This is a genomic window from [Actinomadura] parvosata subsp. kistnae, assembly GCF_900323885.1.
Taxonomy (GTDB): domain Bacteria; phylum Actinomycetota; class Actinomycetes; order Streptosporangiales; family Streptosporangiaceae; genus Nonomuraea; species Nonomuraea composti.
Window position 1 is genome coordinate 128,816 of the sequence record NZ_OOHJ01000036.1, and the last position, 23,472, is coordinate 152,287.

General features: G+C 73.0%; 23 protein-coding genes. 8 read left to right on the forward strand and 15 right to left on the reverse strand.

Annotated features, from left to right (window positions below; translation table 11 throughout):
• Positions 1-31 precede the first annotated feature (31 nt).
• Both KIS93_RS62775 and KIS93_RS62780 read right to left on the reverse strand, forming a co-directional pair.
• A complete protein-coding gene (locus KIS93_RS62775) occupies positions 32-451 on the reverse strand; it encodes an ATP-binding protein (protein WP_080040455.1) in 420 nt (139 codons plus the stop codon).
• Positions 452-545: 94 nt separating this feature from the next.
• Positions 546-1,190, reverse strand: a complete 645-nt coding sequence (locus KIS93_RS62780; protein ID WP_080040456.1) for a response regulator transcription factor — start codon at positions 1,188-1,190, stop codon at positions 546-548.
• A gap of 497 nt (positions 1,191-1,687) precedes the next feature.
• Here KIS93_RS62780 and KIS93_RS62785 point away from each other — a divergent pair, with 497 nt between their 5' ends.
• From KIS93_RS62785 to KIS93_RS67180, 4 genes are all read left to right on the forward strand, one after another.
• Complete coding sequence (locus tag KIS93_RS62785; protein WP_080040457.1) at positions 1,688-2,170, forward strand: cation:proton antiporter regulatory subunit; 483 nt, start codon at positions 1,688-1,690, stop codon at positions 2,168-2,170.
• An 8-nt stretch (positions 2,171-2,178) separates the two neighbouring features.
• Positions 2,179-3,339 (forward strand): cation:proton antiporter, encoded by a 1,161-nt coding sequence (locus tag KIS93_RS62790; RefSeq protein ID WP_080040458.1) that lies wholly within the window; start codon positions 2,179-2,181, stop codon positions 3,337-3,339.
• Positions 3,340-3,367: 28 nt separating this feature from the next.
• Positions 3,368-3,985, forward strand: a complete 618-nt coding sequence (locus KIS93_RS62795) for a pentapeptide repeat-containing protein (RefSeq protein WP_080040459.1) — start codon at positions 3,368-3,370, stop codon at positions 3,983-3,985.
• 152 nt (positions 3,986-4,137) lie between these two features.
• Entirely contained in the window at positions 4,138-6,042 is a 1,905-nt protein-coding gene (locus KIS93_RS67180; protein ID WP_080040460.1) for a hypothetical protein, read from the forward strand.
• Between the two features lie 174 nt (positions 6,043-6,216).
• Here the strand turns inward: KIS93_RS67180 and KIS93_RS62805 are convergent, their stop codons facing one another.
• Positions 6,217-7,074: a helix-turn-helix domain-containing protein gene (locus tag KIS93_RS62805; RefSeq protein WP_080040461.1), complete on the reverse strand. Its 858-nt coding sequence runs from the start codon at positions 7,072-7,074 to the stop codon at positions 6,217-6,219.
• 103 nt (positions 7,075-7,177) lie between these two features.
• Between KIS93_RS62805 and KIS93_RS62810 the strand changes: the two genes are divergently transcribed.
• Both KIS93_RS62810 and KIS93_RS62815 read left to right on the forward strand, forming a co-directional pair.
• Positions 7,178-7,777 carry an NADPH-dependent FMN reductase gene (locus KIS93_RS62810; protein ID WP_080040462.1) on the forward strand — a complete coding sequence of 200 codons (600 nt, stop codon included), beginning with the start codon at positions 7,178-7,180 and terminating at the stop codon, positions 7,775-7,777.
• The gene (locus KIS93_RS62815) at positions 7,777-8,769 is read left to right on the forward strand and encodes an aldo/keto reductase (RefSeq protein WP_080046941.1); all 993 of its coding nucleotides are present in this window, start codon (positions 7,777-7,779) and stop codon (positions 8,767-8,769) included. Before KIS93_RS62810 ends, KIS93_RS62815 begins: the two co-directional genes overlap by 1 nt.
• A 67-nt stretch (positions 8,770-8,836) precedes the next feature.
• Here KIS93_RS62815 and KIS93_RS62820 read toward each other — a convergent pair whose 3' ends face one another.
• The 3 genes from KIS93_RS62820 to KIS93_RS62830 all read right to left on the reverse strand — a co-directional run bounded on the left by KIS93_RS62820 (position 8,837) and on the right by KIS93_RS62830 (position 11,221).
• Positions 8,837-9,736 carry a hypothetical protein gene (locus tag KIS93_RS62820; protein WP_222108210.1) on the reverse strand — a complete coding sequence of 300 codons (900 nt, stop codon included), beginning with the start codon at positions 9,734-9,736 and terminating at the stop codon, positions 8,837-8,839.
• 90 nt (positions 9,737-9,826) lie between these two features.
• Positions 9,827-10,444 (reverse strand): copper resistance CopC family protein, encoded by a 618-nt coding sequence (locus KIS93_RS62825; protein WP_080040464.1) that lies wholly within the window; start codon positions 10,442-10,444, stop codon positions 9,827-9,829.
• Positions 10,445-10,570: 126 nt separating this feature from the next.
• Positions 10,571-11,221, reverse strand: a complete 651-nt coding sequence (locus KIS93_RS62830; RefSeq protein ID WP_080040465.1) for a hypothetical protein — start codon at positions 11,219-11,221, stop codon at positions 10,571-10,573.
• Between the two features lie 71 nt (positions 11,222-11,292).
• Between KIS93_RS62830 and KIS93_RS62835 the strand changes: the two genes are divergently transcribed.
• Complete coding sequence (locus KIS93_RS62835; protein ID WP_080040466.1) at positions 11,293-11,583, forward strand: hypothetical protein; 291 nt, start codon at positions 11,293-11,295, stop codon at positions 11,581-11,583.
• Here the strand turns inward: KIS93_RS62835 and KIS93_RS62840 are convergent.
• The 6 genes from KIS93_RS62840 to KIS93_RS62865 all read right to left on the reverse strand — a co-directional run bounded on the left by KIS93_RS62840 (position 11,573) and on the right by KIS93_RS62865 (position 18,391).
• Positions 11,573-12,610, reverse strand: a complete 1,038-nt coding sequence (locus tag KIS93_RS62840) for a fatty acid desaturase family protein (protein WP_230466345.1) — start codon at positions 12,608-12,610, stop codon at positions 11,573-11,575. The genes KIS93_RS62835 and KIS93_RS62840 overlap by 11 nt on opposite strands.
• A 227-nt stretch (positions 12,611-12,837) precedes the next feature.
• On the reverse strand, positions 12,838-14,001 hold the full coding sequence (locus KIS93_RS62845) for an FAD-dependent monooxygenase (RefSeq protein ID WP_080040468.1): 1,164 nt from the start codon (positions 13,999-14,001) through the stop codon (positions 12,838-12,840).
• A gap of 26 nt (positions 14,002-14,027) precedes the next feature.
• On the reverse strand, positions 14,028-15,620 hold the full coding sequence (locus KIS93_RS62850) for an MFS transporter (RefSeq protein WP_155128006.1): 1,593 nt from the start codon (positions 15,618-15,620) through the stop codon (positions 14,028-14,030).
• A 73-nt stretch (positions 15,621-15,693) separates the two neighbouring features.
• On the reverse strand, positions 15,694-17,094 hold the full coding sequence (locus KIS93_RS62855; RefSeq protein WP_080040470.1) for an FAD-binding oxidoreductase: 1,401 nt from the start codon (positions 17,092-17,094) through the stop codon (positions 15,694-15,696).
• Between the two features lie 67 nt (positions 17,095-17,161).
• Positions 17,162-17,416 (reverse strand): hypothetical protein, encoded by a 255-nt coding sequence (locus KIS93_RS62860; protein WP_080040471.1) that lies wholly within the window; start codon positions 17,414-17,416, stop codon positions 17,162-17,164.
• Positions 17,417-17,485: 69 nt separating this feature from the next.
• Entirely contained in the window at positions 17,486-18,391 is a 906-nt protein-coding gene (locus tag KIS93_RS62865) for a hypothetical protein (RefSeq protein ID WP_080040472.1), read from the reverse strand.
• A gap of 383 nt (positions 18,392-18,774) precedes the next feature.
• On the opposite strand from KIS93_RS62865, the gene KIS93_RS62870 reads away from it, so the two are divergent.
• Positions 18,775-20,340: an exo-alpha-sialidase gene (locus KIS93_RS62870; RefSeq protein ID WP_186405200.1), complete on the forward strand. Its 1,566-nt coding sequence runs from the start codon at positions 18,775-18,777 to the stop codon at positions 20,338-20,340.
• 129 nt (positions 20,341-20,469) lie between these two features.
• Here the strand turns inward: KIS93_RS62870 and KIS93_RS62875 are convergent, their stop codons facing one another.
• The 3 genes from KIS93_RS62875 to KIS93_RS62885 form a co-directional block, all read right to left on the reverse strand.
• On the reverse strand, positions 20,470-21,411 hold the full coding sequence (locus KIS93_RS62875; protein WP_080040474.1) for a DUF2382 domain-containing protein: 942 nt from the start codon (positions 21,409-21,411) through the stop codon (positions 20,470-20,472).
• Between the two features lie 128 nt (positions 21,412-21,539).
• Positions 21,540-22,088 carry a DUF4142 domain-containing protein gene (locus KIS93_RS62880; RefSeq protein WP_080040475.1) on the reverse strand — a complete coding sequence of 183 codons (549 nt, stop codon included), beginning with the start codon at positions 22,086-22,088 and terminating at the stop codon, positions 21,540-21,542.
• 147 nt (positions 22,089-22,235) lie between these two features.
• The coding region (locus KIS93_RS62885; RefSeq protein WP_186405201.1) for an alpha/beta fold hydrolase at positions 22,236-23,472 on the reverse strand (1,237 nt) is incomplete at its 5' end.

The following is a 23,472-nucleotide window of genomic DNA, read 5'->3' on the forward strand; positions in this document are numbered from 1 at the left end:
ACGCCACGGACGGCGCGGCCCGCATCGGACCTCACGCCTCGGACGGCGTCACCTGGATCGGGGCGAACCGGGCGGCCAGCTCGCACCACACCACCTTGCCGCTCTCCGCCGGCGAGATGCCCCAGCCGGTCGACAGCAGCCGGACCACGTGCAACCCCCAGCCGTTCGCCGGGCCAGGCTCGCGGGTCTCCGGCAGCGCCACCCCGGCGTCGCCCACCTCGATCCGCACCCGGGCCACGCTCGCCCGCACGCGCAGCGACGGCGGGCCGTCGCCGTGCACGAGCGCGTTCGTCACCAGCTCCGAGACCACCAGCAGGACGTCCTCGTGACGCCCCTGATAACCGCACTCCCGCAGGACCGTTCCCGCCAAGCGGCGCGCCACCGTGATACTGCCCATTTCCTGGGGCAGCGTGGTGTCCACCTGGTAACGCTCGGCCTCCTCACTTTCCACGCCTCTACTCTCGGGGAGTGGCCTGGCAGGTCACGAGACGCAAGCGCTTCAGGCCCCATGGTGCACTTGTGGGACCCGGACTAGTGCAAATGCGTCAATCCAGCAATCCGTCGCGGCGCGCCAGCGCCACCGCCTCCAGCTTCGAGCGGGCGCCCAGCTTCTCCAGCACGTGCTGGACGTGGTTGCGCGCCGTGTTGCGGGCCACGCCCATGCGGTCGCTGATCTCGTACGTGCTGGCGCCCTCCGCCAGGAGCAGCAGCGTCTCGCGCTCGCGAGCGGTCAGCGCGGAACCCACATGCCCCGCACGGCCGGTCAGCCGGTCCAGCACACCCGGCAGCAGCCCCGGCGCGAACACCACACCGCCCGCCGCCACCTCCCGCACCGCCGTCTCCAGCTCACCCAGCCGGGACGACTTCACCACCAGCCCGGCCCCACCGGCGGCCACCACCCTCGCCGCCACGGACGCCGTCGCCTCGCCGGTCAGCACCAGCACCCGCGCACCGGGCGCCGCCACCGCGAACCGCCCGATCGCCGCCACCCCGTCACCATCCGGCAACCGGCGGTCCAGCACGATCACATCGGGCCGGCACCTGCTCGCGTCGGCCAGCGCGGCGGCGATGGTGCCCGACTGCGCCACCACCTCGATGTCGGGCGTCCTGCCCAGCGCCAGGCCGATGGCCTCCGCGACCATGGCGTGATCTTCCACGAGAACCAGCCGGATCGGAGGGGCGGTCGGCATGGTGCACTGTCCTTTTTTGGTGGTCGCTCACTGTGCCGGAGAGGGCGCCCGCGCCGCCGTCTTTCCACCGGCCGCGGCGCCTGACGGCCTGTACGGGCAGTCTCGCACGTAGGTTACGCCTTGCGCAGGCAACCCCACACCAGCCCCACCCGAACCCACCCGCCCCGGCCGAGGCGCTGGCCGCCCGGGGCACGGGCACGGCGAGTGCGGGCACGGGCCGACGCGACGCAGCACGGCGGGCGGGACGCAGCACCAGCGCACGCGGAGCCCTCCCACGCGTGCCACCCCCACCGCCGCACCGGCTGCCGGGGCGCAGGACGTCCGGGCGCAGGTGGAGGCGGTGTGGGTCGGTGGCGCGCGGTGCGCTTTTGCCTTGAAGGACCTCGGCCTTCACCGGACGGCAAGATCCGGTATGGCGTGTCATTGGCGCAGACCAGACCGGGGTATGACGTTGGTAGGGTTGTCCGGAAATATGCGGATCTGGACGGGTGGGATAGGTGGAGGTCGAACAAACAGCACTGCCGGGAATCGGGCTACGACACGATTTCACCACCCGCAAAGGACAACGGGTAGGCGTCGTGTCCCACCGCACCGGCCGCCGGGACCTGGTCATCTACGACAAGGAGGACCCGGACGCCGTCTGCCAGACGGTGAAGCTCAACGACGAGGAGGCCGACGCCCTGGCCGAGCTCCTGGGCGCCCCCCGCATCGTGGCCCGGCTCAACGCGTTGCACGAGCAGGTCGAGGGCCTGGTCAGCGTGCAGCTCCCCATCCCGGCCGGCTCCCCCTACGCGGGCCGCCCCATGGGGGAGGCGCGCGTGCGTACCCGTACCAGCGCATCCATCGTCGCGGTGGTGCGCGCCGGGCAGGTGTTCGCCAGCCCGGGGCCGGACTTCCCGTTCAGCGCCGGCGACGTCGTGGTCGTCGTGGGCAGCGAGGAGAGCACCGCCGAGGTGGCCGACATCCTGGCGAACGGGTAGGGCCGCGGGTGCACCATACCGCGGTCGTTTTTCTGGAGTTCGGTGCTGTCCTCCTCGGTCTGGGAATTCTCGGCGCGCTGGCGTTGCGTGTCGGCATCTCGCCCATCCCGCTCTACCTGATCGCGGGCCTGGCGTTCGGGACCGGCGGCGTGCTGCCGCTGGCCACCAGCGACGAGTTCCTCGGGATCGGCTCGGAGCTGGGCGTGGTGCTGCTGCTGCTCACGCTCGGCCTGGAGTACAACGCCGACGAGCTGGTCAAGAGCCTGGCGGGCAACGCCCGCGCGGGCATCGTGGACCTGGTGCTCAACGCCGCCCCGGGCGCCGCCTGCGCGTTGCTGCTCGGCTGGGGCCCCGTGGCGGCCGTCGCGATGGCCGGCGTCACCTACGCCACCTCCTCGGGCATCACCGCCAAGGTGCTGTCCGACCTGGGGTGGATCGGTAACAGGGAGACGCCGACGGTGCTGTCGCTGCTGGTGTTCGAGGACCTGACGATGGCGATCTACCTGCCGGTCCTGACGACCCTCCTGGCGGGGCTCAGCTTCGTACAGGGCGCGATCTCGGTGGGCATCGCGCTGCTGACGGTGAGCGTGGTGCTGGTCGTCGCGCTGCGGTTCGGACGGTTCATCGAGGCGTTCGTCTCCAGCCCGAACTCCGAGGTGCTGCTGCTCAAGGTCGTCGGCCTGGCCCTGCTGGTGGCCGGGCTGGCCCAGCAGCTCCAGGTGTCGGCGGCGGTGGGCGCGTTCCTGGTGGGCATCGCGCTGTCGGGCGAGCTGGCCGAGGACGCGCAGGCGCTGCTGGCGCCGCTGCGCGACCTGTTCGCGGCGGTGTTCTTCGTCTTCTTCGGCCTGCAGACCGACCCGGCGAAGATCCTGCCGGTGGCCGGGCTGGCCGCGCTGCTGGCCGTGGTCAGCATGATCACCAAGATCCTGACCGGCATGTACGCGGCCCGGCGCGCCGGCATCGCCAAGGCCGGCCAGGCGCGGGCGGGCATCGCGCTCATCCCGCGCGGCGAGTTCAACATCGTCATCGCGGGCCTGGCCGTCGGCGCGGGCGTGCACCCCGACCTGGGCGCCCTCGCGGCGGCGTACGTGCTCATCCTGGCGGCGTTCGGCCCCCTGGCGGCCAAGCTGGTGCAGCCGGTCATCACCTCCATCGCCAAGCGCGCCTAGGGGCGGCCGGATCCGCTAGTTTGTTCGCATGGCAGAGCGCAGGTACGGCGTCCCGGCGCCGCCCACGGAGACCACCGTCAGATCGGCCGACTGGGACGGCAGGGAGCTCTCCCACGAGAGCCACCACCGCGTGCTGTTCCAGGACGTCGACATGACCGAGGTCGCCGACCACGGCTCCTCGTTCGAGGAGTGCCAGTTCAGGAACGTGCGGTTCAACGTGTCGGTGCACGAGGACGCCCGCTTCCTCAACTGCGTGTTCTCGCGCTGCTCGTTCTTCGACGCCACGTTCAGGAGCTGCAAGCTGACCGGCAGCATGTTCGACGGCTGCACGTTCGGGCTGCTCAAGGTGGAGGGCGGCGACTGGTCCTACGTCGGGCTGCCCGGCGCCGACCTGCGCGGCAGCGCCTTCCAGGGCACCCGGCTGCGTGAGGCCGACCTGACCGGGGCCAAGCTGGAGGGCGCCGAGCTGCGGCGGTCCGACCTGTCGGGTGCGTGGCTGCACGGGGCCGACCTGTCGCGGTGCGACCTGCGGGGCAGCGACCTGAGCACGCTCGACCCGCGCGAGGCGACGCTCACGGGAGCGATCATCGACGCGGTCCAGGCGACGGTGGTGGCGGGCACGCTCGGCTTCGACGTACGCGCGTAGGCGACGCGCAACTGACGTGCGGCGGACGCGCGGACGACGTGTGGCGGGTGTGCGGCGGACGCGCGGACGTGTGGCGGGCGTGCGGGCGTGCCGGCCTGCGGGCGTGCCGGCCTGCGGGCGTGCCGGCGTCGCGATTGGAGCAGGATGGGCTTGTGCCGAACGCCGAACTCACCGACGCCGAGCAGGCCCTGGCCGTCGCCGTCCGCCATGGCCACGACGTGGACCTGCGCTCGGGCGACCCCGCCCACGACTCCCCCGCCAACGCCGCCGCCTGGGGCCCCGAGCGGAGCGTGCGGGCGGAGGTGCTGGCGGAGCTGCTGCTCGGCGAGTACACCGACCCGAAGGAGAAGCCGGCCCTGCGCCTGTCGGGGGCGCGCGTCACCGGCCGCTTACACCTGGCGTTCGGCGAGGTCGACCTGCCGGTCACCTTCCGCGACTGCGCCTTCGACGAGGCCCCCGACCTCTACCAGGCCCGCACCCGCTTCCTCAGCTTCACCGGCTGCGCCCTGCCCGGCCTGGTCGCCTCGAACCTCCAGGTCGAGGGCGACCTGCGGCTGACCGGCTGCCACGTCACCGGCGAGGTGCGCCTGCGCAGCGCCCGCGTCAGCAGCAACTTCTCGCTGAACGGCGCGCGCCTGGAGTGCCCGGGCGGCACCGCGCTCAACGCCGAGCACCTCGACGTCGGCAGCAACCTGCTGGCCCGCGACGGGTTCTCCGGCGACGGCGAGATCATCCTCACCGCAGCCAGGATCGGCGCCGCGGTGAACCTCGAAGGCGCCCGCCTGCGCGCCCCCGGCGGGCTGGCGTTCGGCGGCTCGAACCTGGTCGCCCAGGTGGGGCTGTTCGCGCGGCGGATGGAGGTGGAGGGCGAGTTCTCGCTGCGGTTCGCGCGCGTCTCGGGCCCGCTCACGCTGCGGCAGTCCACCCTGCGCAACCCGGGCGGCCTGGCCCTGCACGGTGGCGGGCTGAACGCCGAGAGCGGCCTGTACCTGTCGCGGATCGAGACCGAGGGCGTCGTCTGGCTGGAGGGCGCCTCCGTCGGCCGCACGCTCACCCTCGACGGCGCCCGCCTGCGCGCCCCCGGCGAGGTGGCCCTGCGCGGCGACCGCCTGACCGTGGACGGCGCGCTGCTGGCCCGCGACGGCATGTCCGCCGAGGGCGAGGTCAGCCTGACCGACGCCTCGGTGACCGGCCCCGCGCACTTCAAGGGCGCCACCCTGGCCAACCCGGGCGGCACGGCCCTGTCGGCGAACGGCCTCACGGTCGGCAAGGTGCTCAACCTGTGCGAGGGCTTCTCCGCGCGCGGCCGGATCCGGCTGACGTACGCGCAGATCGGCAGCCGCCTCTGCTTCGACGGCGCCACGCTGGAGGCGCCCGGCGGCATCGCGCTCACCTGCCGCCGCCTGGAGGTGCGGGAGCTGGCCATGCGCACCGCCAAGCCGGTGCGGGGCACGGTCGACCTGCGGCACGCGCGCGTCGGGGCGCTGCAGGACGACCCCCGCGACTGGCCGGACGAGCTGTGCATGGACGGGCTGTCGTACGAGGTGCTGGAGCCGATGTTGCCGGCCGCGGAGCGCCTGAACTGGCTGCGCCGCGACCCCGACGGCTACCTGCCGAACGCCTACGAGCAGCTCGCCGCGATGTACCGGCGGCTGGGCAGCGAGGGCGACGCCCGCGCCACGCTCCTGGCCGGGCAGCGGCAGCGGCGCGGCACCCTGCCCGGGTACGCCCGCTTCTGGGGCCATCTGCAGGACGTCACCGTCGGTTACGGCTTCCATCCGCTGCGGGCGGCCGGGTGGCTGGTGGCGCTGCTGGCCGTGGGCACGGTGGTGTTCGCGGTGGCCGAGCCGCCGCCTTTGAAGCGCGGGGAGGCGCCGGAGTTCAACCCGTTCGTCTACAGTCTCGACCTGCTGCTGCCGATCATCGACTTCGGGCAGGAGAAGGCGTTCAACCCAGGCGGGGGCACGCAGTGGCTGGCGTACGGGCTGATCGCGGCGGGCTGGGTGCTGGCCACGACGATCGCCGCCGGCCTGACCCGCACCCTGCGCCGCGCCTGACCCCGCGTGCTCACAGCAGCAGGTTGACGACGATCGTCAGCACGACCGACAGGACCAGCGATATGAGGATCATCGCCAGGCAGCCCATCCACCCGCCCAGCGGCCTGACCTCCCAGTTTCCTCGCCTCATACCGGCCCGCTACCCGGGCCCGCGTCCTCCAAGCGGGGCCGGGCTCAGGCGCTGACGGCGCGCAGCGCGCCGGGGTGGCGGCCGGTGAGGCGGTCGAGGGCGGCGGCCGTGGCGGGGTCGGCGGGCAGGTAGACGAGGATGCGCTGGTCGTCGCCCAGCAGGTCGAGCGGCTCCCTGGCCAGCCGCAGCTCGCCGGCCCCCGGATGCGCCATGCGCTGCACGGGCGCCATGCGGGGCGGCCCGGTGGAGGCGGCCATGCGCGCGGTGAACGCCTCGCCCGCCGCGAACGCGAGCACGTCGACCAGCTCCCCCGCCCACGGGTCGTCGGGCCCGGCCTCGTACTTGAGCGCGGCGGCCTGCTCGTCGGCCGCTTTGTCCCAGTCGGGGAAGGCGATCCTGGCGCGGACGTCGGTGAAGACGTAGCGGGTCAGGTTGGGCGTCTCGTCGTCGAGCAGACCGATGGGGCCGAAGAGCCGCTCGAAGCCGGTGGTGCGGGCGATCACCTCGCCCAGCCGGTTGAACAGCGCGGCGGGCGCCGGCTCCAGCCGTTCGAGCAGGGCGTGCACGGCCGGGCGTACGACGCGGGCGGGCGCCTGCGAGGCGGCCGGGCACAGCGCGACGCCGCCGCTGGTCACCTTGGCGAGGTGGCGCAGGTGCATGCGCTCGTCGGGCGTCAGGCGCAGGGCGTCGGCCAGCGACACGAGCACCTGCACGGACGGGTTGCGGTCGCGGCCCTGCTCCAGCCTGGTCAGGTATTCGACGCTCACCCCCGCCACCGTGGCCAGCTCGGAGCGGCGCAGCCCCGGTGTGCGCCGCCGGCCGCCGCCGGGCAGGCCGACGTCGGCGGGCTTGAGTGCCTCACGGCGCGAGCGCAGGTAGGCGCCCAGCTCGTTCTCGCTCACGGCCCCGAGTCTACGGACAGGCGGGCGCGGTTATCGTGGCCCTGCCGGGGCCAGTCTGGGCACGGCCTTTCTCGGCGGGCGGCGGTTCGGCAGGCTGACGGCCATGACGAAGATGAAGTTGGCGGTGATCTCGGGCAGCCTCCGTGAGGGACGTTACGGGCCGGGCATCGCGCGATGGTTCAGCGAGCAGGCGAGCACGCACGGGTTGTTCGACCTGGATGTCATCGACCCGGCCGACACGCCCCTGCCCGCGGCGCTGCCGCTCTCGCCGATGGAGCTGGCCGACGTGTCCGGACGGCCGGAGGAGCTGCGGCGCCTGGCGGATCGGCTGGAGCGGGCCGACGCGTTCGCGGTGGTGACGCCCGAGTACAACCACAGTTTCCCCGCCGCGCTCAAGCACCTCATCGACTGGCACCTGACGCAGTGGCAGGCCAAGCCCGTGGCGCTGATCTCCTACGGCGGGCAGGGCGGCGGGATCCGCGCGGCCGAGCACCTGCGGCAGGTGTTCGGCGAGCTGCACGCGGTGCCGATCCGCAACTGGATCAGCTTCGACCAGCACTGGACCCGCTTCGACACCGACGGCCGGCTCATCCGCGACGTGGAGGGCGCCGAGGCCGCCGCCAAGGCCCTGCTCGACCAGCTCGGCTGGTGGAGCACCGCGCTGTGCCGGGCCCGGCTCGCCGTCCCCTACCAGGCGGCATGATGCGGTACAGGCTGCTGGGCCGGACCGGCCTGAGGGTGTCGGAGCTGTTCCTCGGCGCGATGACCTACCGCGAGGCCACGCCGGAGGTGCGGCGCGTGTTCGACCTGTACGCCGAGTCCGGCGGCAACGTCGTGGACACCGCCTCCATGTACGGCGACAGCGAGGACGTCGTCGGCGAGCTGCTCCAGGGCCGCCGCGACCGCTTCGTGCTGGCCACCAAGTACACGCCCACCCGCGACCGCACCGACCTCAACGCGGCCGGCAACCACCGCAAGAACCTCGTCCTGTCGCTGGAGCGGAGCCTGCGGCGGCTGCGTACCGACTACATCGACCTGCTCTGGGTGCACGTGTGGGACCGGCACACCCCGATCGAGGAGACGATGCGGGCGCTGGACGACGTGGTCCGGTCGGGGAAGGTGCTGTACGTGGGCATCTCGGACGCGCCGGCGTGGGTGGTGAGCCGGGCCGACACGCTGGCGGAGTGGCGGGGGTGGACGCCGTTCGCCGGCTTGCAGGTGCCGTACAGCCTGCTGCGGCGCGACATCGAGCGGGAGCTGCTGCCGATGGCGCGGGCCCTCGGCATCAGCGTGGCGGCGTGGGGGGTGCTCGCCCACGGCGTCCTGTCCGGCCGGTACGCCGCCCCCGGCGCTCCCGCCGGGCGCGTGTCGCCCGAGTCGATCAGCGAGCGGGACCGGGCCGGGGTGCGCGTCGTGCTGGAGGTGGCGGGCGAGCTGGGCGTGACGGCCGCGCAGCTCGCGATCGCGTGGGCGCTGCGGCGCGGCGTGCATCCCATCCTCGGGACGAGCGGCGCCGAGCAGCTCAAGGACGACCTGGGCGCCTGCGACCTGGCCCGGGAGCTGCCGGAGGAGGCGATGCGGCGGCTGGAGTCGGCCGTGGAGTTCGACCTGGGTTTCCCGGGCGACTTCGTCGGCGCGGCGGACCGCAGCCCGGACATCTACGGCGACGCCCTCCCCCTCCTCGACGGCCGCTGACCCCGCCGGCGCTCACCGGGGGCCGCCCGACCGGTCGCACTCAAGGTGGCAGCGCGGCGGGCGGCGGTCAGCAGAGGGCCATGGCCGTCTGCCAGAGGCCGGGGAGGGCGGCGAGGACGCGGTCGCCGCGGCGGCGCCGGTCGGTGAACGTCTGCGCGCCCAGGTCCTCCAGCAGCTCGTGGAACTCCTCCTCGTACCGCACGGGCACCCCGGCCGCCGCCTGCTTGGCCAGGCAGCGGGTGTACGTGGCCACCAGCCAGAACACGGCCTCCCGGTGCAGGCCCTGCTCGATGAGCTCCATGGTGCCGTCGATGGCGACCGGCCGGGCGGCGGCGGAGATGTCGGAGTCGAACCGGTAGCCGGGCGCCCGTACGGCGGCGGCCGCGTCGAACGCCTTGGCCAGCGCCGCCAGGTGGCGCCGTACCCGGGCGGCGTCGAGGTCGGCGCAGCCGAGCAGGTCGAGCAGGCTCTCGTGGAAGTCGAGCCGCCCGTGCTCGGCGAGCAGGTCGCGCACGGCCGCGTACCGGCGGCGGACCGTGGGGTTGCGCAGCCCGGCCACCAGCAGCACGTGCGCGGTCACCCCCGTGCCGAACAGCCAGCCGCTGACCTGGTCGGGCAGCGGCGCGCTCTCGTCCATGCCGTTGATCCAGCCGCGCACCCGGTCCATGGCGTTGGTGCAGCGGGCGAGGATCCAGGGGCGTTCGGCGAAGTCGCGGGAGACGATCCGCTGCAGCTCGGTGAGCCGCCCGGACGGGTCGGCCAGCACGCACGGCAGGTGGAAGCTGCCCGCCAGGTGGTAGTCGCTCAGCACCTCGTGCGGGGAGCCGGGCGGGGTGGTGGTGGAGACCTCCAGCAACACCCCTTTGTACGGAAATTTCCCGACGTGGTGGATGCGGGCGGCCGTCTCCTCGACCACCATGACGTCCACGTCGGACGTCGGCGGCAGCTCCTCACCCGGGTCGGCCACAACGCCGACCCGGTCAGGAACGCCCCGCCGAACCCGGGCAGCCCGGCGCCCTCTTCCCGCACCCACTCCTGTGCGATCTGCCTGGCCTGCTCAATCCGCATCCACTTCCTCCCGATCGGGCCTCCGGCGCGAGCTCCTGAACAGCACGAACCCGCCCAGCACCACCAGCACGGCCAGCCCGGCCCAGATCCAGCCGGGCACCCCGGCCGGCTCCGAGGCCGACTGCGCGCCCGCTGCCGAAGGCTGGGCCGCCCCCGTGGCGGGGGCCGCGCTGGACGGCGCTACGGACGCCTCACCCGTGGGTGAGGCCGACGCCGAAGATGATCCTTTCACGCTGAAGGGAATTTCGCCCTCAATGGGATGTCCGTCGGAGGAAACGACACGCCAGGCGATCGCGTACGAGCCGGGCGCGAGCGGCTGGGGCACGTCGGCGGTCACGAGCGGCCCGTCCAGTCGTGGCTCGCCGAGCGCGACCTCCTTCCCGGCCGCGTCGTGCAGGACGACGAACGGGAACTTGACGCTCGCGCTGTACTCCAGCTCGATCTTCTCGACGGAGGAGACCTCCGCGTCCTTGGCGGGCGAGCTGCGCTTGAGCGAGTCGTGGGCATAGGCGGGCGAAGCGGGCAGAGCGAGCAGCAGGGCGAGAAGAAACAGCAGGGCGGGCACGGCTGTGGCGCTCTTGGCGCCCTGGCGTAGCGAGGTCGTCATGACAGGTCTCCAGAATGATCTTCCGGACGACCGGGCCCGAGGCGCCGGGCGTCCGGACACAGGCAAGGGCGAAGGCGGCGGCGTCGCCGCACGTGGTGACGCCGGGCCGAAGAGTGCGGAGGGGCGTCAGTGACGCGCCGCCGCGGGCGGCCCTCGCCTGGTGATCGCGCCGGAGACCGTCCGGCCGGCGGGGATGCCGGGGCAGGGGGTGAACGGGCGCCACCGGAGCGGCGGCGCCCCGGCCCCTTCTTCGACGGGCGCGGTGACGAGCAGCCGTACGACCGGGCGCGGCGCCCCGTACAGGCGGATCATCAGCCACAACGCGCTCTCGCCGCGATGCAGCCACCACGCCGTCAGCCCCGCCACCACGAGGTGGACGAGCACCATGCCGGGGGCGGGATGACCGTGGCCCGGCTCGGCGGCGGGGCCGGGCGCGAGCCGTTCGAAGAGCTGGTGGAGCACCATCTGGGTGCTGACGGTGGCGGTCAGGACGGCGGCGAGGCCGCGTTCGCGCCCGTCGATCAGGTACGCCAGCCCGAGCGCGGCCAGCACCCCGGCCAGGCAGACCTCGAAAGGCACCGGCCCGCCGCCGGCCAGCGCGTGCCCGCCCGCCGACACGGCGCCGCAGACCGTCGCGAACACGACGGCCCGCCACAACCGCAGCACCGCGGACGCCGCCGGAACCCGCGACCGCCCGAAAAGCCGCCCGGCGAGCCGCCCAAGAAGCGGCCCGGAAGGCGGCCCCCAGGGGCGCGCGATGATCGGCGGGATGGACACAGCCGACATCTTTTCACAAGGTTCCTGACCCGCTGAGGTTCGGAACGCGCGTGTGAGGGCAGCGGACTTCGATGGACATCGCCACGAGCGCCGGTCAGGACCTGGAGAACGCGGTCCGCCGGGAGCTGATGGACGCGGGCTTCACCGTCGAGCCGTCGCTGATGTCCGCCGATGGCGGGCTCGGAGTCTGGCACGACCCCACGCGTGGGGTGGTCGTCACCTGGGGTACCTCGGCCGACCAGCTCGTCCGGCACGCGACCATCCGCTCAGCGGTCCTGCTCGCGTTGCGGACGGTCCTGGTCGAGGCGGGCCATCAGGTCAGGGAGGACTTCAACGGGCTGGAGCTGGTCGTCACGTCCTGACCTCGCGCAGCGGCCGGCCCACCTCGTGCAGGTGGCGCAGCGCCTGCCCCCATGATTCCAGCAGCCCGCACTCGACGTAGCCGATGCCGAGCGAGGCGCAGTAGTCGCGCACGATGGGCTGGGCCTTGCGCAGGTTGGCGGTGGGCATGCTGGGGAACAGGTGGTGCTCGATCTGGAAGTTCAGGCCGCCGAGGGCGGTGTTGACCAGGCGCCCGCCGCGCACGTTGCGGGAGGTGAGCACCTGCTTGCGCAGGAAGTCCAGCTCGTCCTCGGCGGTGAGGACGGGCATGCCCTTGTGGTTGGGCGCGAACGTGCAGCCGAGGTAGACGCCGTAGCACGCCTGGTGGACGGCGAGGAACAGCAGCGCCTTGGGCAGGGGCAGCACCAGGAGCACCGCCCCCAGGTAGGCCAGCACGTGGGCCGACAGCAGCGCCGCTTCGGTGCCGCGGCTCTTGAGCGACTTCCTGCGCAGGGCACGGAAGCTCGACACCTTCAGGTTCACGCCTTCGAGCGTGAGCAGGGGGAAGAACAGGAACGCCTGCCAGCGGCCGATGAACCGGGGCAGCCCTTCGCTGGCCTCGGCCTGCCGGCGCGACCAGATGAGGATGTCGGGCGCGACGTCGGGGTCGTGCTCCTCGTGGTTGGGGTTGGCGTGGTGGCGGGTGTGCTTGTCCATCCACCAGCCGTAGCTGAGCCCGACGGCGAGGTTGCCGGCGACCAGCCCGGCGATCCTGCTGACCCGCCGGGAGCGGGAGATCTGCCCGTGCGCGAGGTCGTGGGCCAGGAGGGTGACCTGGGCGAAGGCGATCGCCATCAGGACGGCGAGGCCGAGCTGCCACCAGGAGTCGCCGAGCGCGGCGAAGGCCGCCCACGTGCCCGCGAACAGGGCGGCCACCAGGCTGATCCGCAGCGCGTAGTAGCCGGGGCGCTTGTCGAGCAGCCCGGCTTCCGCGATGCGCCGCGAGAGGCGCGCGAAGTCGCTGCCTCGTCGCGGCGGGGCCGGGTGGGAGGTCTCTGCCACAGTCACGTCGTTCGTCTCCGATGCCGAGGAGTGGATGATCGCTCCTCAGCATCGCGAGAGAGGGTGGCCTGGCGGACCCCCGCTGTCACCCGTCCTGAAGGTAGGGCGAGCCCTACCATCGAGCGCCTCGGGACGCCCCCGCCGCCTGGGATCGGGCCGGCCCATCGCACTCAGCGTGGCACTGGACGACGACTCTCACCTGGTGGGGAATGGCGGGCGGCGGGGACGCCGGCTCAGGCGCGCTGCAGGGCGGGCGGCTCCTCCGGCACCTGCTCCGATACCTGCTCCGGTACTGCGGCCGTCCCGTGGACGTGCAGGTCCGGGCGGAAGGCCGCCAGGTACGCCTCCCGGTCGCGGAAGGTCGAGGCCAGCGCGTCGCCGTAGTCGATGAGCTGCCGGTGGGCGTGCCTGCGCGGCTCGTAGCGGGCGTGCAGCAGCCGGTCGAGCAGCTCCGGGTCGTCCCCGGCCGCGCAGATGACGTCCGCGAGGATCTCGGCGTCGTGCAGCGTGTAGCTCATCCCCATGCCGGTCATGGGGTGGCAGGCGAACGCGGCCGAGCCGAGCAGGGCGGCGTTGCCCTTGTGGTACGCCGCCACCCGCAAGGCCGATACCTTGATCCGCTGCCAGGTGGCGGGCTGCAGGAAGTTGAACGCGTCCGAGCTGTCGGTCACGAACTTCTTCAGCTCGTCGAGCAGGGCCGGGATGCCGTCCTGGAAGATCTCCTTGTCGTCCTCGGGCGGCAGGCCGACGAACACGCGGGCCTGGTCCCTGTTGATCGGATAGAGGTAGGTGAGCCAGCCCTCGGAGCTGAAGTAGAGCCGGTTGAGCTGGGCGACGCTGGCACTGAGCGGCACGGTCGCCACCCGCATGAGCAACCGCTCGTACGGCATCGTCATCTGCTCGATGCCCAGCGCCTGGCGCACGGCCGACTTGGTGCCGTCGGCGCCGATCACCGCCCCGGCCCGCAACCTCCTTCCGTCACCGAGCACCAGCTCCTCCACCGCGCCCTCGCCGACCGCGATGTCCGCGATGCCGGCGTCGAACCAGAACTCGACGCCCTCCATCGCGCAGGAGGTGTAGATGAGCTCGACCAGCTCCCGGTACGGGCGGATGAGGAACCCGCCGTCGGGGAACCGGCATTCCTGGATGGGGTCGCCATCGTGGTAGTAGCGGATGGTGTCGCGTCGCAGGCCATGGCGTTCGACGAGGTCGGCGAGCCCGTGCCGGGCCAGCACCCGCAAGCCGGGGGGCTTGAGGAAGTCGGCGCCCGCGCTCGGGACGGAGGGTCCCTGCTCGATGACGACGACGTGCCGGCCGCGGCGACCCAGCAGTAAGGCCAGGAAGCAGCCGCCGAGTCCGGCGCCGACGATGGCTACGTCGCACGATGTGGTTGCCATGACGAGAGCCCTTTCGAATGGTTGAACTAGTGCGTATGCCCGCGCGTGCCGGCGAGGGGGCCGGGTTCGGCCGTCCGCGGCCGCGGGACCGGGTCCTTATAGGGGTCTGCGGGGGGTGTGCGGGTCTCGACTGGCAGCAGCGCGTCGGCCTCGGCCGCCACGGTGGCGAGGGTCATGCGCAGCTCGAGCAGCAGCCGGCGCGGCACCTTGATCATGACGTCACCCGGGTCCGGCCGCAACCGGGTGATCTTGGTCAGGGCCAGCGCCCCGATGAGCACGGAGATGGCCACGCACAGGGCGAGGGCGCCCGCCAGGCCGGCGAAGGGGCCGGTCATGAACGGGTGGTCGATCACGACGGACACGACCGCGACGCCGACGGCCCCGCCGACCATGCGGGCCATGGTGGCCGCGCCGACGGCGGAGGCGTACTGGTGGGGGCGGGCGGCCAGGGTGGTGGCGACGGAGGTGCCGGGCGCGAGCGCGCCGACCCCCATGCCGACCACGACGCTGGCGACCAGGCCCCACACGGTCGGGCCCGCCTGCGTCAGCACGATCACGCAGGCGCCCCCGCACAGCAGCGAGCCGGCGTAGATGAGACCGTACGCGCCGACCCGCTTGACGACCTTTCCGGCCAGGAAGCTCGTCACGACGACGGCCACCGACGTGGGGGTCAGCCACATGGCCACTTCGAGCATGGGGTAGCCGAGGTGCAGCAGGTACAGCGGCTGCACGGTGAGCAGCCCGTACGACAGCGCGCCGAAGCCCCAGGTCGCCAGCCAGCCCCAGACGAACCGGGGCCGCCGCCACAGGGCCAGGTCGATCGCGGGCAGCCGGTGGTGCCTGGCCTGCGCGAGCGCGCCGCCGAGCAGGGCCAGCGCGGCCAGCGCCAGCCACACCACGTCCAGGCCCCAGGCCATGGCCTTGGAGATGGCCAGGACCACGACGGCGATGCCGGCGGCCAGCAGCCAGGCGCCGAGCACGTCGGGCACGCCCTTGGCGCCGGCCCGCCGGCCCGGCGGCAGCCAGGCGCAGGCGACCAGCAGCGCGACGCCGATGACGACGTCCGGCACGAACAGCGCCCGCCAGCCGACGGTGGCGGCCAGCCAGCCGCCGCCGGCCTGCATGAGCAGGCAGCCGAGGCCGGAGGCGGAGCTCCACAGCGCGATCGCGCCGCGGCGCTGCGACTCCGGCAGCTCGCCGAGCAGCAGCCCGAGGCTGGCCGGGATCATCGCCGCGGCCCCGGCGCCCTGGACGGCCCGCGCCGCCAGCACGTACGACCAGGGCTCCACGGTCACGGTGGCGATCCCGCCCAGCACGAACACCACGAGCCCGACGGCCAGCACGCGGCGGCGGCCGAACAGGTCGGCCCAGCGGCCGGCGGTGGCCAGCAGGGCCGCGATCGGGATGAACGCCGCGCTGGTCAGCCAGACCAGGTCACCCAGGGGCATGCCGGCGCCGGCGGGCGCGTACCGCAGCACTCCCACTGCCAGGGTGGTGGCCGTGGTGTCGGCCATCACCGTCAACATGACACCCGCACCGACCAGGCGCAGCATCACGCCGTGTCGCCGGCCGGCGCCGGTCGTGCCCGTCCCCGTGACGGCCGCTGGTGACGAACGCACGTGTCCTCCTATGGGTGTTCCCGCCTCGCGTGCCCTCCGGCGGGCGCGCAGGGGCGGAGCTGACGTGTCGGGGTCAGGCGCCGTACCGGCCGGGCGAGATCATGCCGTCCGGGTCGAGCGCCGTCTTGAGCCTGTGCAGCATGCCGAGGCCGGCGGTGCTGGTCTCGGACCAGACGTCGGCGGCGGCGTGATCGATGTCGGAGCGGTAGATGGCGCAGCCGTGGCCGCGCAGCACGCAGTTGCCGTCGTTGCGGAGCTGGTGGGCCCGGTACGGGGCGCCGGGCGCGCCGCGCTCGAAGAAGATCTGGATGACGCCGTTGGCCAGGTGCTTGCCGACGAGGTTCCACTCCATCATCAGGGCCGTGGTGTGGCGGTCCACGGCGGTCTGCAGCGCGTCCAGGATCTGCTCGGTCCTGCGGGCGTGCATGGGCATGAGCGGCAGCAGCGCCAGGAAGCCCATCGCGCCCTCGTCGATCCGGTCGCACGACGTCACGCCGAGCGCGTTGTGCACGCCGCGGCAGGTGGGGATGCCCTGCGCCATCAGGGCCCTGGGGTAGAGCGGGTCGTCGGGGCTCACCTCGGCCGCGTCCACCACCCGCACCGCTTCGGCGCCCTCGACCTCGATGAGCGCCTTGCGCAGCAGCTCCTCGGCCAGCTCCACGGTGGCGTCGCTGCCCATGAGCGGCCCCATGATGGTGAACAGGCCCGGGTCCACGCCGGCGGGCAGCATCCAGTCGCCGTGACCGGGCACCAGCGACAGCTCGCGGACGCGCATCAGCCCGTCGGCCGGGTTGCCGCGGCGCAGGAAGGCGGTCATCGCCCCGAGCGCCACGCCGGCCTGGTCGCGCGGGATGCGGCCGTGCACGAGCCCGATGGTCTCGGGGCGCGGCACCAGCGCCACGGCCATGGCGGTGACGATGCCCAGGTTGTGCTGCACGAACGTCTGCGTCAGGTCGGGCCCGGCGACCCGGCCGTGGTAGCGGCCCGCCGGGTCCAGCCCGCCGGTGGTGATCACGCTGCCGTCGGCCAGCACGGCCTCCAGCCCGGCCACGTCGTGGACGCGGGAGCGGACGCAGCCGTCGCCGCGGTCGAGGGCGTTGCCGAGGACGGAGGTGTCGGCGCACGAGGCGGTCACGTTCAGCATCCACGGGGTGTCCCGCAGCACGGCGGCGAGCTGCCGCTGCGTGACGCCCGGCTCGATGACCGCGAAGCCGGCCTCCAGGTCGAGGCCGCGGATGCGGTTCATGCCGCCGAGGTCCACGACCACGTTGTCGTCGGTGACCGGCACGGCCGAGCCCATGCCCCAGTTCCTGCCCGTGCTGATCGGATAGAGGCGGCGGCGTTCGGCCGTGGCCTGGCGGACGAGGGCGCGTACCTCGTCCAGGCTGCGCGGCGTCTCGACGCCCGCCACGGAGCGCGGCCGGTGACCCCCGACGTCACCCGACCGCAGCTCCAGTCTCGACGATCCCTGCATGGCTCTCCTCAAGGGTGAGATTCGCTCTTCCGGCTCTTTTGCGTCGGAGCCGCTGTGCGGGCACACGTCAGGCGGTGTGCTGGAGCAGGTCGTCGATGGAGCCGATGGCCTGGTTGGACAGCTCCCTGATGCCGAGCAGGCGCTGCTCGGTGTAGACGGTTTCCTCAAGGGGCGGAGCGGTACCAGTGAGTGGGCCGGGGAAGTCGAGCGTGCCGCGGGGCGCGGTCTGCGCGGGCACGTCGTGCGGGCCGTAGGGGTGGCGGCGGACGTGGTCGGTGTGCTCGCGCCGGGTCCGGGCGGGCAGGTGCGGGGGGGTTCGCATGACGGGAGCTCTCCTACCGGACTGGATGGGGGGTTTCCTGGCGACCGCTCGCCGTTGAGCGGCTGGTGGTCAGCGTGCGCCCTCCTCGGTCTCCTCGAAGCCGGGGTAGCCGGCCCGCGGAGCGACGGCCGCCGGGGTGACGCGGGGCACGCCGTGGTTGATGACGCTGGCGGCGATGCGGCGCTCCGCCAGCCCCATGTGGGGACGGCCGGCACCGGAGGAACCCGGCCGGGCGCCGGCCGAGCCTGTGATCATGGAGCTGGCGTGCACCCAGCGGCGCGACTCGGCCAGCACCTCGCGCTGCGCGCGGGCGAGGTCGGAGTGGCGCGCGTAGTGCTCGCAGACGGCCCGCGCCAGCACCCGTGCCATGACGAGGTGCTCCTGGCAGGCGCCCGCGACCTTCGCCTCCAGGCCGGTGACCTGGGCGAGGAGCAGCTGCAGGTGCGGCAGGGCCGAGCCGCGCTCGAACCCGCCGAGCTCCGCCAGCCGCTCCGGCCAGCGCAGCCGCCGCTCGATCGCGGCGCACACCTCGCGCACCACCTGGGCGGCGGGCGCGTCGCCGGGGACGCGGCCGTCGAGCTGCACGGCGCGCTGCGCGGTCGGCTCGAAGTCGGCGAGCCGGCGCAGGCCGCTCTGCAGCAGGCGGACCCGGTTGTGCAGGCACGCGGCGCTCCAGCCGAGCACCAGCAGGCGGTCGGCGTCGGCCTCGCAGTGCCAGCCGACCAGCGCCACTTCGCGGGCCATGCGGTGGTGCAGCACCCATGACTCCTGCTCGCCGACCGGCATCGGGGTGTCGATCCAGACCTGGAGGCCGCCGGGGGGCAGCTCGGCGACCCCGACGTCCATGCCCTCGGGCGCGACCCGGGCGCAGATCCGCCGGACGACGCGCTCCTGGGCGACGCTCTCCGGCGCCATGGGCGCCGGGCCTGGCAGCACGCGCTCCGGGGCGACCTTCGCCCGTGGCTCGATGCTCATCTGGGCCACCTCCTGACCCGAGGTCTCTCGACCTACGTAAATTGACACTTAATAGTGCCGCCCCGATCGTCGTCAGACCGGCGTTTTCTGTCAACTGGCACTTAACGAATCCAGCATGAGTGGGCCGCGACACGGAGGGGCACGCTCGTGAACCCGCGACTTCCCGCAGGTGAATGCGGGGTTACGGGGCGTGAATGATCTAGAGTCCGAACGGGGCCCCCGATGGCGGACGACAGGCGAGGAGCGAGCCAGTGCCGGTGCCGAGAGCCGTGGTCGCGGCCGTATCCATGGCCGCCGGGCTGCCCGCGTACCCGGGTGCGACGCAGGCCGGAGGCGGTTACTGCGTGCTACCTGATCATCCCGCTCAGTCCGGCCCTTACCTCGTGGCCACTGCTTCCTTCCTAGACTGGATTCATCCCAATCCGCCGCCCGCCGAGCCGGAGCCGGAAGGCGCCGAACGGCTCGACTTCGCCGGGTTCCCCAACGTGTCGGCCCTCGACGTGACCGGCCCCCGCGGCCGCCCCGAGACCAAGGTGATCGCCACCTACACCACGAACGTGGACAAGGTCGTCACCCTCACCAGCTCCGCGTCCGTCTCCGAGGACGGCGGGCGCACCTTCGGCCCGTCCGGCCAGACACCGCTGCGCGAATCCCCCATCGAGCTGCACGACGGCCGCTTCTTCGCCACCGAGTACTACCTGAACAGGACCGGGCCGCACACCGCCCGCCTCGGCGTGCTCACCTCGTCCACGCTGGAGGACGGCGAGAGCTGGCTGCGCTCCGAGGCCGTCCTGACCACGCCCGGCGACCTGCTGCCCGGCGGGGCCGCGCACGGGGCGCCGATCCAGCTCGCCGACGGGACGATCCTGATCACGGCCTACGCCCGCTACAGCGACACCGGGGCGTACCAGGCGGAGGTGTACGCCAGCCACGACGGCGGGCGCACCTTCGAACGGCGCGGGGTCATCGCCGCGCCCGAGCCCGGGTTCGCCTTCAACGAGGCGGCCATCGAGCAGGCGGTCGACGGCAGCCTCGTGGCGGTGCTGCGGCACGACGGCGGCCGGTACTCGACCCTGCACCAGACCCGCTCCACCGACGACGGGCGCACCTGGGAGCCCGTGCGCGGGCTGCGCCTGGCCGGCTACGACTGCGTGGTGCGCGGCGTCGCGCCCCGGCTGCTGCTGATGCCCGGCGGCGCGCTCATCCTGAGCGCGGGACGACCCGACAACTGGCTCGCCGTCTCCCCCGACGGGCTCGGCACCGAATGGCTGGAGCCCCGGGTCACCTACCACAACCGCGACGGCATCGTGGACACCCGCGGCTCCTCCGGCTACACCGGCCTGGCCGCCGTCGGGCCGCACCGGTTCATCCAGGTGTTCGACAACTGCAAGCTGCCCGGCGTGCGGCCCGACGGGCTGCTCGACGAGACCGCCTGCCCCGCGCACGGGCGCTTCGAGTTCGGCGGCCGGTACGCGGTCAAACGGCTGCTGTTCGACGTCGCCACGCCCGGGCGGCGGCTGGACCTGGCCGCGCTGCGCCGCCGCGGCGACCTGCGCGTCACCACCGACATGCGCTGGACGAGCCCCAAACGGCCGCGCACCGGGCCCGGCGGGGCGCTGGACGGCAGCACCGGCTACTGGTCGAGCGCCATCGCCCGGGGCCGGGGCCACTACGAGCTGCATTTCGACCGGCCGTACCGGCTGGCCAGGATCGGCCTCAGCCTGCGCCCGGGGCATCCGGCCAGTGCGCGCGTTTACGTGTCGAAGAACGGCCGATCCTGGGGCGAGCCGGTCGTGACCATCAAGGACCGGGTCGATCACGCGCTGCGTTACGACGAGCTCGGGCGCACCGCCCGGCACGTCAAGATCGTGACGGAGCCGTCGGCGGGATGCGATGCGGAGATCGGCCGCAAGTGCTCCGTCCTGAACGAGGTCGAACTGTTCACCTGAGCCCGCGCCGTTCACCCGAACTGGCGCTGTGGACCCGAACTCGCGCTGTTCACCTGAAGCCGAGCGGTTTGTTCCGACACGCCCGCGGGGGCCCTTTCCGGCGCCCCCGCGTGACTTTCCGCGAGCCCCCTACCGCGTGGGCGGCAGGCCACCGTCGTGGCCGAAGGGCTCGTCCTTGTCGTCCCTGGTCACGCCCTCCTCGTCGATCTCCAGCCGCTCCCGGCGGACCTGGCCCTCGACGGTCTCCTCGTGCTGGACGTCCTGCTTGCGCACGTGGATGCGCTCGACCGGCTTGGTCTCCTTGCCGACGACGGCGCGCTCCTCGTGCAGGATCATCTCCCGGTCCTCGCCGTGGATCTCGTGCGGGCCCGTCATGTCGCCGTCGCGGATGGGCTCGCGCTCGATCACGACCTCCTCGTGGGAGAGCGGGATCGTCTGCTGGACGTTCTCGGTCTCGACGTACTTGTGCAGGCGTACGCGGCCGGACTCCCTGCTCTCCTTGCCGATGTGCAGCTGCTCCTCCGACCGGGTCATCTCGATGTCGCGGTCACCGGTGAGGTCACCGGTCATGCCGCCGCGCATCCCGCCGGTCATGCCGGCCCTTTCCCCGGTCATGCCGGTGCGTTCCCCGGTCATACCGGTGGTGTCGCCGGTCAGGCCTGCGGTCTCGCCGGTCAGGCCGCCGCGTTCCTCCGGTATGCCGCCGCGCCCGCCGGCCGGGCCCCGCATGGAGGTCTCGCCGGTGCGCTGGCGCGGGATGTCGGTCGGCTGCATGCCGTAGTAGCGGTAGAGGTCGGCCTCCTCCTTCAGGGACAGGCGGTCGTCGACGTCGATGTTCGGCGCTTCCTTGATCATCTCCTTGTCGAAGGGGACCCGGATCTCCTCGCCCGTACGACGGGAGTTGGCCAGCGGCACGAAGGTCTGCTTCATGCCGAAGAACCCCGTGCGCACGGTCACCCACTCCGGCTCTCCCGTGTGGTCGTTCAGGTAGACCTGGCCGACCTTCCCGATCGACTGTCCGTCCGACCCCACTACGTGGCAGTCGAGCAGGCTGCGGATCTCTGTTTGCATAGCCACGACGATCCCCCCGATGTGTTCGTCCTGGTTCAAAAGGGACAAATACCCTAAATCGCCATATCGCCACACACGAGGGAGGCACGTTTCCGCCTAATTCACGGAACGACTCTCAGCCCCTCGAATCAGCCCGCCTGGGCCTTCTTCAGCGCGTTCAGATGCTGCTGGAGCGACTGCTGCACCGTCCCGGCCAGCGCCTTCACCGTCGGATTGGCCCCCTTCGACACCTCCGTCTTGGTGGCCGCCAGCGCCTCCTTGTGCGCCTTGATCATGCCGGACAGGAAGTCCTGGTCGAAGTCCTGCCCCGTCACCTCCTGCAGCCGCGCCACCTCGGCCCGCTGCGCCTTCGACGGGGAGGTGGGCAGCTCGATGCCGAGCTGCGCGGCCGCCTGCGTGACCTTGGTGCCCAGCTTCGTGTGGTCCTCGACGAGCATCTTGCCCACGGACTTGACCTGCTTGGTGGTGCCCTTGCCCATCGCCAGCCGGCCCGCCTGCACCTCCGACAGGTTGCCCTGGTGGATGGTCTTCATCCACTCCCTGTCCTGCTCGGACGGCTGGGTGTCGGTCCGTACGGCCGCAGCCTCGGGATTCGGCGCCACGTCGGCGGCACAACCGGCGAGAACGGCGGCCAGAGCCGCGACGGACAGCGGCAGGGTCAGACTGGTGGTGCGCATGAGGATTCCTATGACATAGCGATACGTCTCCGCTACAGACAGTAACTACCGCCGGCCGGATGATCCGGCATTCCCCCTGCCCGGGCGCGTCAGGACGCCGAGCGCAGGGCCACGCGTTGTGACGACGGACGCGGCGCGCGTGTCGCGTCAGGGGCCGCGGTAGCCGGGCGGAGGGCCGTCGCCCTCGTAGGCGTTCACCTGGCCCTCGGTGAGGAACGTGCGCAGCACCTCCAGGTAGGCGTCGGTGCGGCCAGGAGGGACGCCGTCACCGACGTAGGCGAGACGAGCGTGCGGCAGCACGCGCCGGAACGCGGCGACCTCCGCCCAGCGCTCGGCATCACACGCACCCTTGACGACCAGCACAGGCGCGACCACCCCCGCCAAGCCGGCACGCGAGAAGGCGGACGCAGCCAACCCCGCCGAGCCGGTATGCGGAAGGGCGGGCGTGGCCACCCTCGCCGCGCCGGTATGCGGAGGGGCAGGCGCGGCCGGCCTCGCCGAGCCGGCACGCGAGGAGGCGGACCCGGTCGCCCCCGCCGAGCCGGTACGCGAGAAGGCAGACGCGGCCAACGCCGCCGAGCCGGTACGCAGCGACGCGGGCGCGGGGCGTCCGGCCAGCGCCACGTAACCCCCGTACCCCGGGGCGGGGCCGGAGGCGGGGCACGTGGGCTCGGGCGGGTGGCGGAGGAGGAGTGCGAGCCGGGCGTCCAGCTCCCGGTCGCCGGCGAACGCGTGGGCGCTCACCGGATCCACCCGCAGCAGCGTCGCGACGGCGAGCGCGCGCGGGTGCGGCAGCCCTCCGGCTCCCAGGGCGACGGCCGAGAGGGCGGGCCGGGCCGGGGTGCGGGCCGGGGCGAGACCGGCCGGCGCGTACAGGACCGTCCTGGCCACCCGGTCCGGATGCGCCGCCAGGTACGCGGCCGCGAGCTGCGCCCCGTAGTCGCGGGCGACGAGATTGAGCCGCTCGGCCCGTACGGTGCGGCGGATCGCCTCCAGGTCGGCCACGTCCCTGGCCAGCCCGTACCCCCGAGGGTCGGGCAGCCGGGCCGAGCGACCGGCGCCGAGCTGGTCGTAGACGTACACCTGGAAACCGGCGGACGCGAGCCGGCCGTAGAACTCCGCGTCGCCCTCCAGGTCGGCCACGCCCGGCCCGCCGTGCAGGAAGATCACCGGCTCGGGCCGCGTGACCCGCTCGGGCACGATCCGCACGTACGCCAGCCGCGACCCGGTCGGCAGCCGCCACTCCCGCTGCCCCGCCACCTTGCCCGGACCCGGCGGCAGGACGGGTGGGCTCAGCGTCGCCGCCCCCACCTGCCACACCACCGCCGCCTCCACCCCGAGCACGGCCACCGCCCGCACCCAGCGCCCCCAGGCGGGGCGGGGG

Excerpts from the sequence above, each read along its gene's own strand:
- KIS93_RS62880 (WP_080040475.1), bottom strand. The coding sequence starts at position 22,088 with ATGCGCACCACCAGTCTGACCCTGCCGCTGTCCGTCGCGGCTCTGGCC.
- KIS93_RS62810 (WP_080040462.1), top strand. The coding sequence starts at position 7,178 with ATGACGAAGATGAAGTTGGCGGTGATCTCGGGCAGCCTCCGTGAGGGA.
- KIS93_RS62845 (WP_080040468.1), bottom strand. The coding sequence starts at position 14,001 with ATGGCAACCACATCGTGCGACGTAGCCATCGTCGGCGCCGGACTCGGC.
- KIS93_RS62795 (WP_080040459.1), top strand. The coding sequence starts at position 3,368 with ATGGCAGAGCGCAGGTACGGCGTCCCGGCGCCGCCCACGGAGACCACC.
- KIS93_RS62835 (WP_080040466.1), top strand. The coding sequence starts at position 11,293 with ATGGACATCGCCACGAGCGCCGGTCAGGACCTGGAGAACGCGGTCCGC.
- KIS93_RS62860 (WP_080040471.1), bottom strand. The coding sequence starts at position 17,416 with ATGCGAACCCCCCCGCACCTGCCCGCCCGGACCCGGCGCGAGCACACC.
- KIS93_RS62815 (WP_080046941.1), top strand. The coding sequence starts at position 7,777 with ATGCGGTACAGGCTGCTGGGCCGGACCGGCCTGAGGGTGTCGGAGCTG.
- KIS93_RS62875 (WP_080040474.1), bottom strand. The coding sequence starts at position 21,411 with ATGCAAACAGAGATCCGCAGCCTGCTCGACTGCCACGTAGTGGGGTCG.
- KIS93_RS62825 (WP_080040464.1), bottom strand. The coding sequence starts at position 10,444 with ATGACGACCTCGCTACGCCAGGGCGCCAAGAGCGCCACAGCCGTGCCC.
- KIS93_RS62865 (WP_080040472.1), bottom strand. The coding sequence starts at position 18,391 with ATGAGCATCGAGCCACGGGCGAAGGTCGCCCCGGAGCGCGTGCTGCCA.
- KIS93_RS62855 (WP_080040470.1), bottom strand. The coding sequence starts at position 17,094 with ATGCAGGGATCGTCGAGACTGGAGCTGCGGTCGGGTGACGTCGGGGGT.
- KIS93_RS62780 (WP_080040456.1), bottom strand. The coding sequence starts at position 1,190 with ATGCCGACCGCCCCTCCGATCCGGCTGGTTCTCGTGGAAGATCACGCC.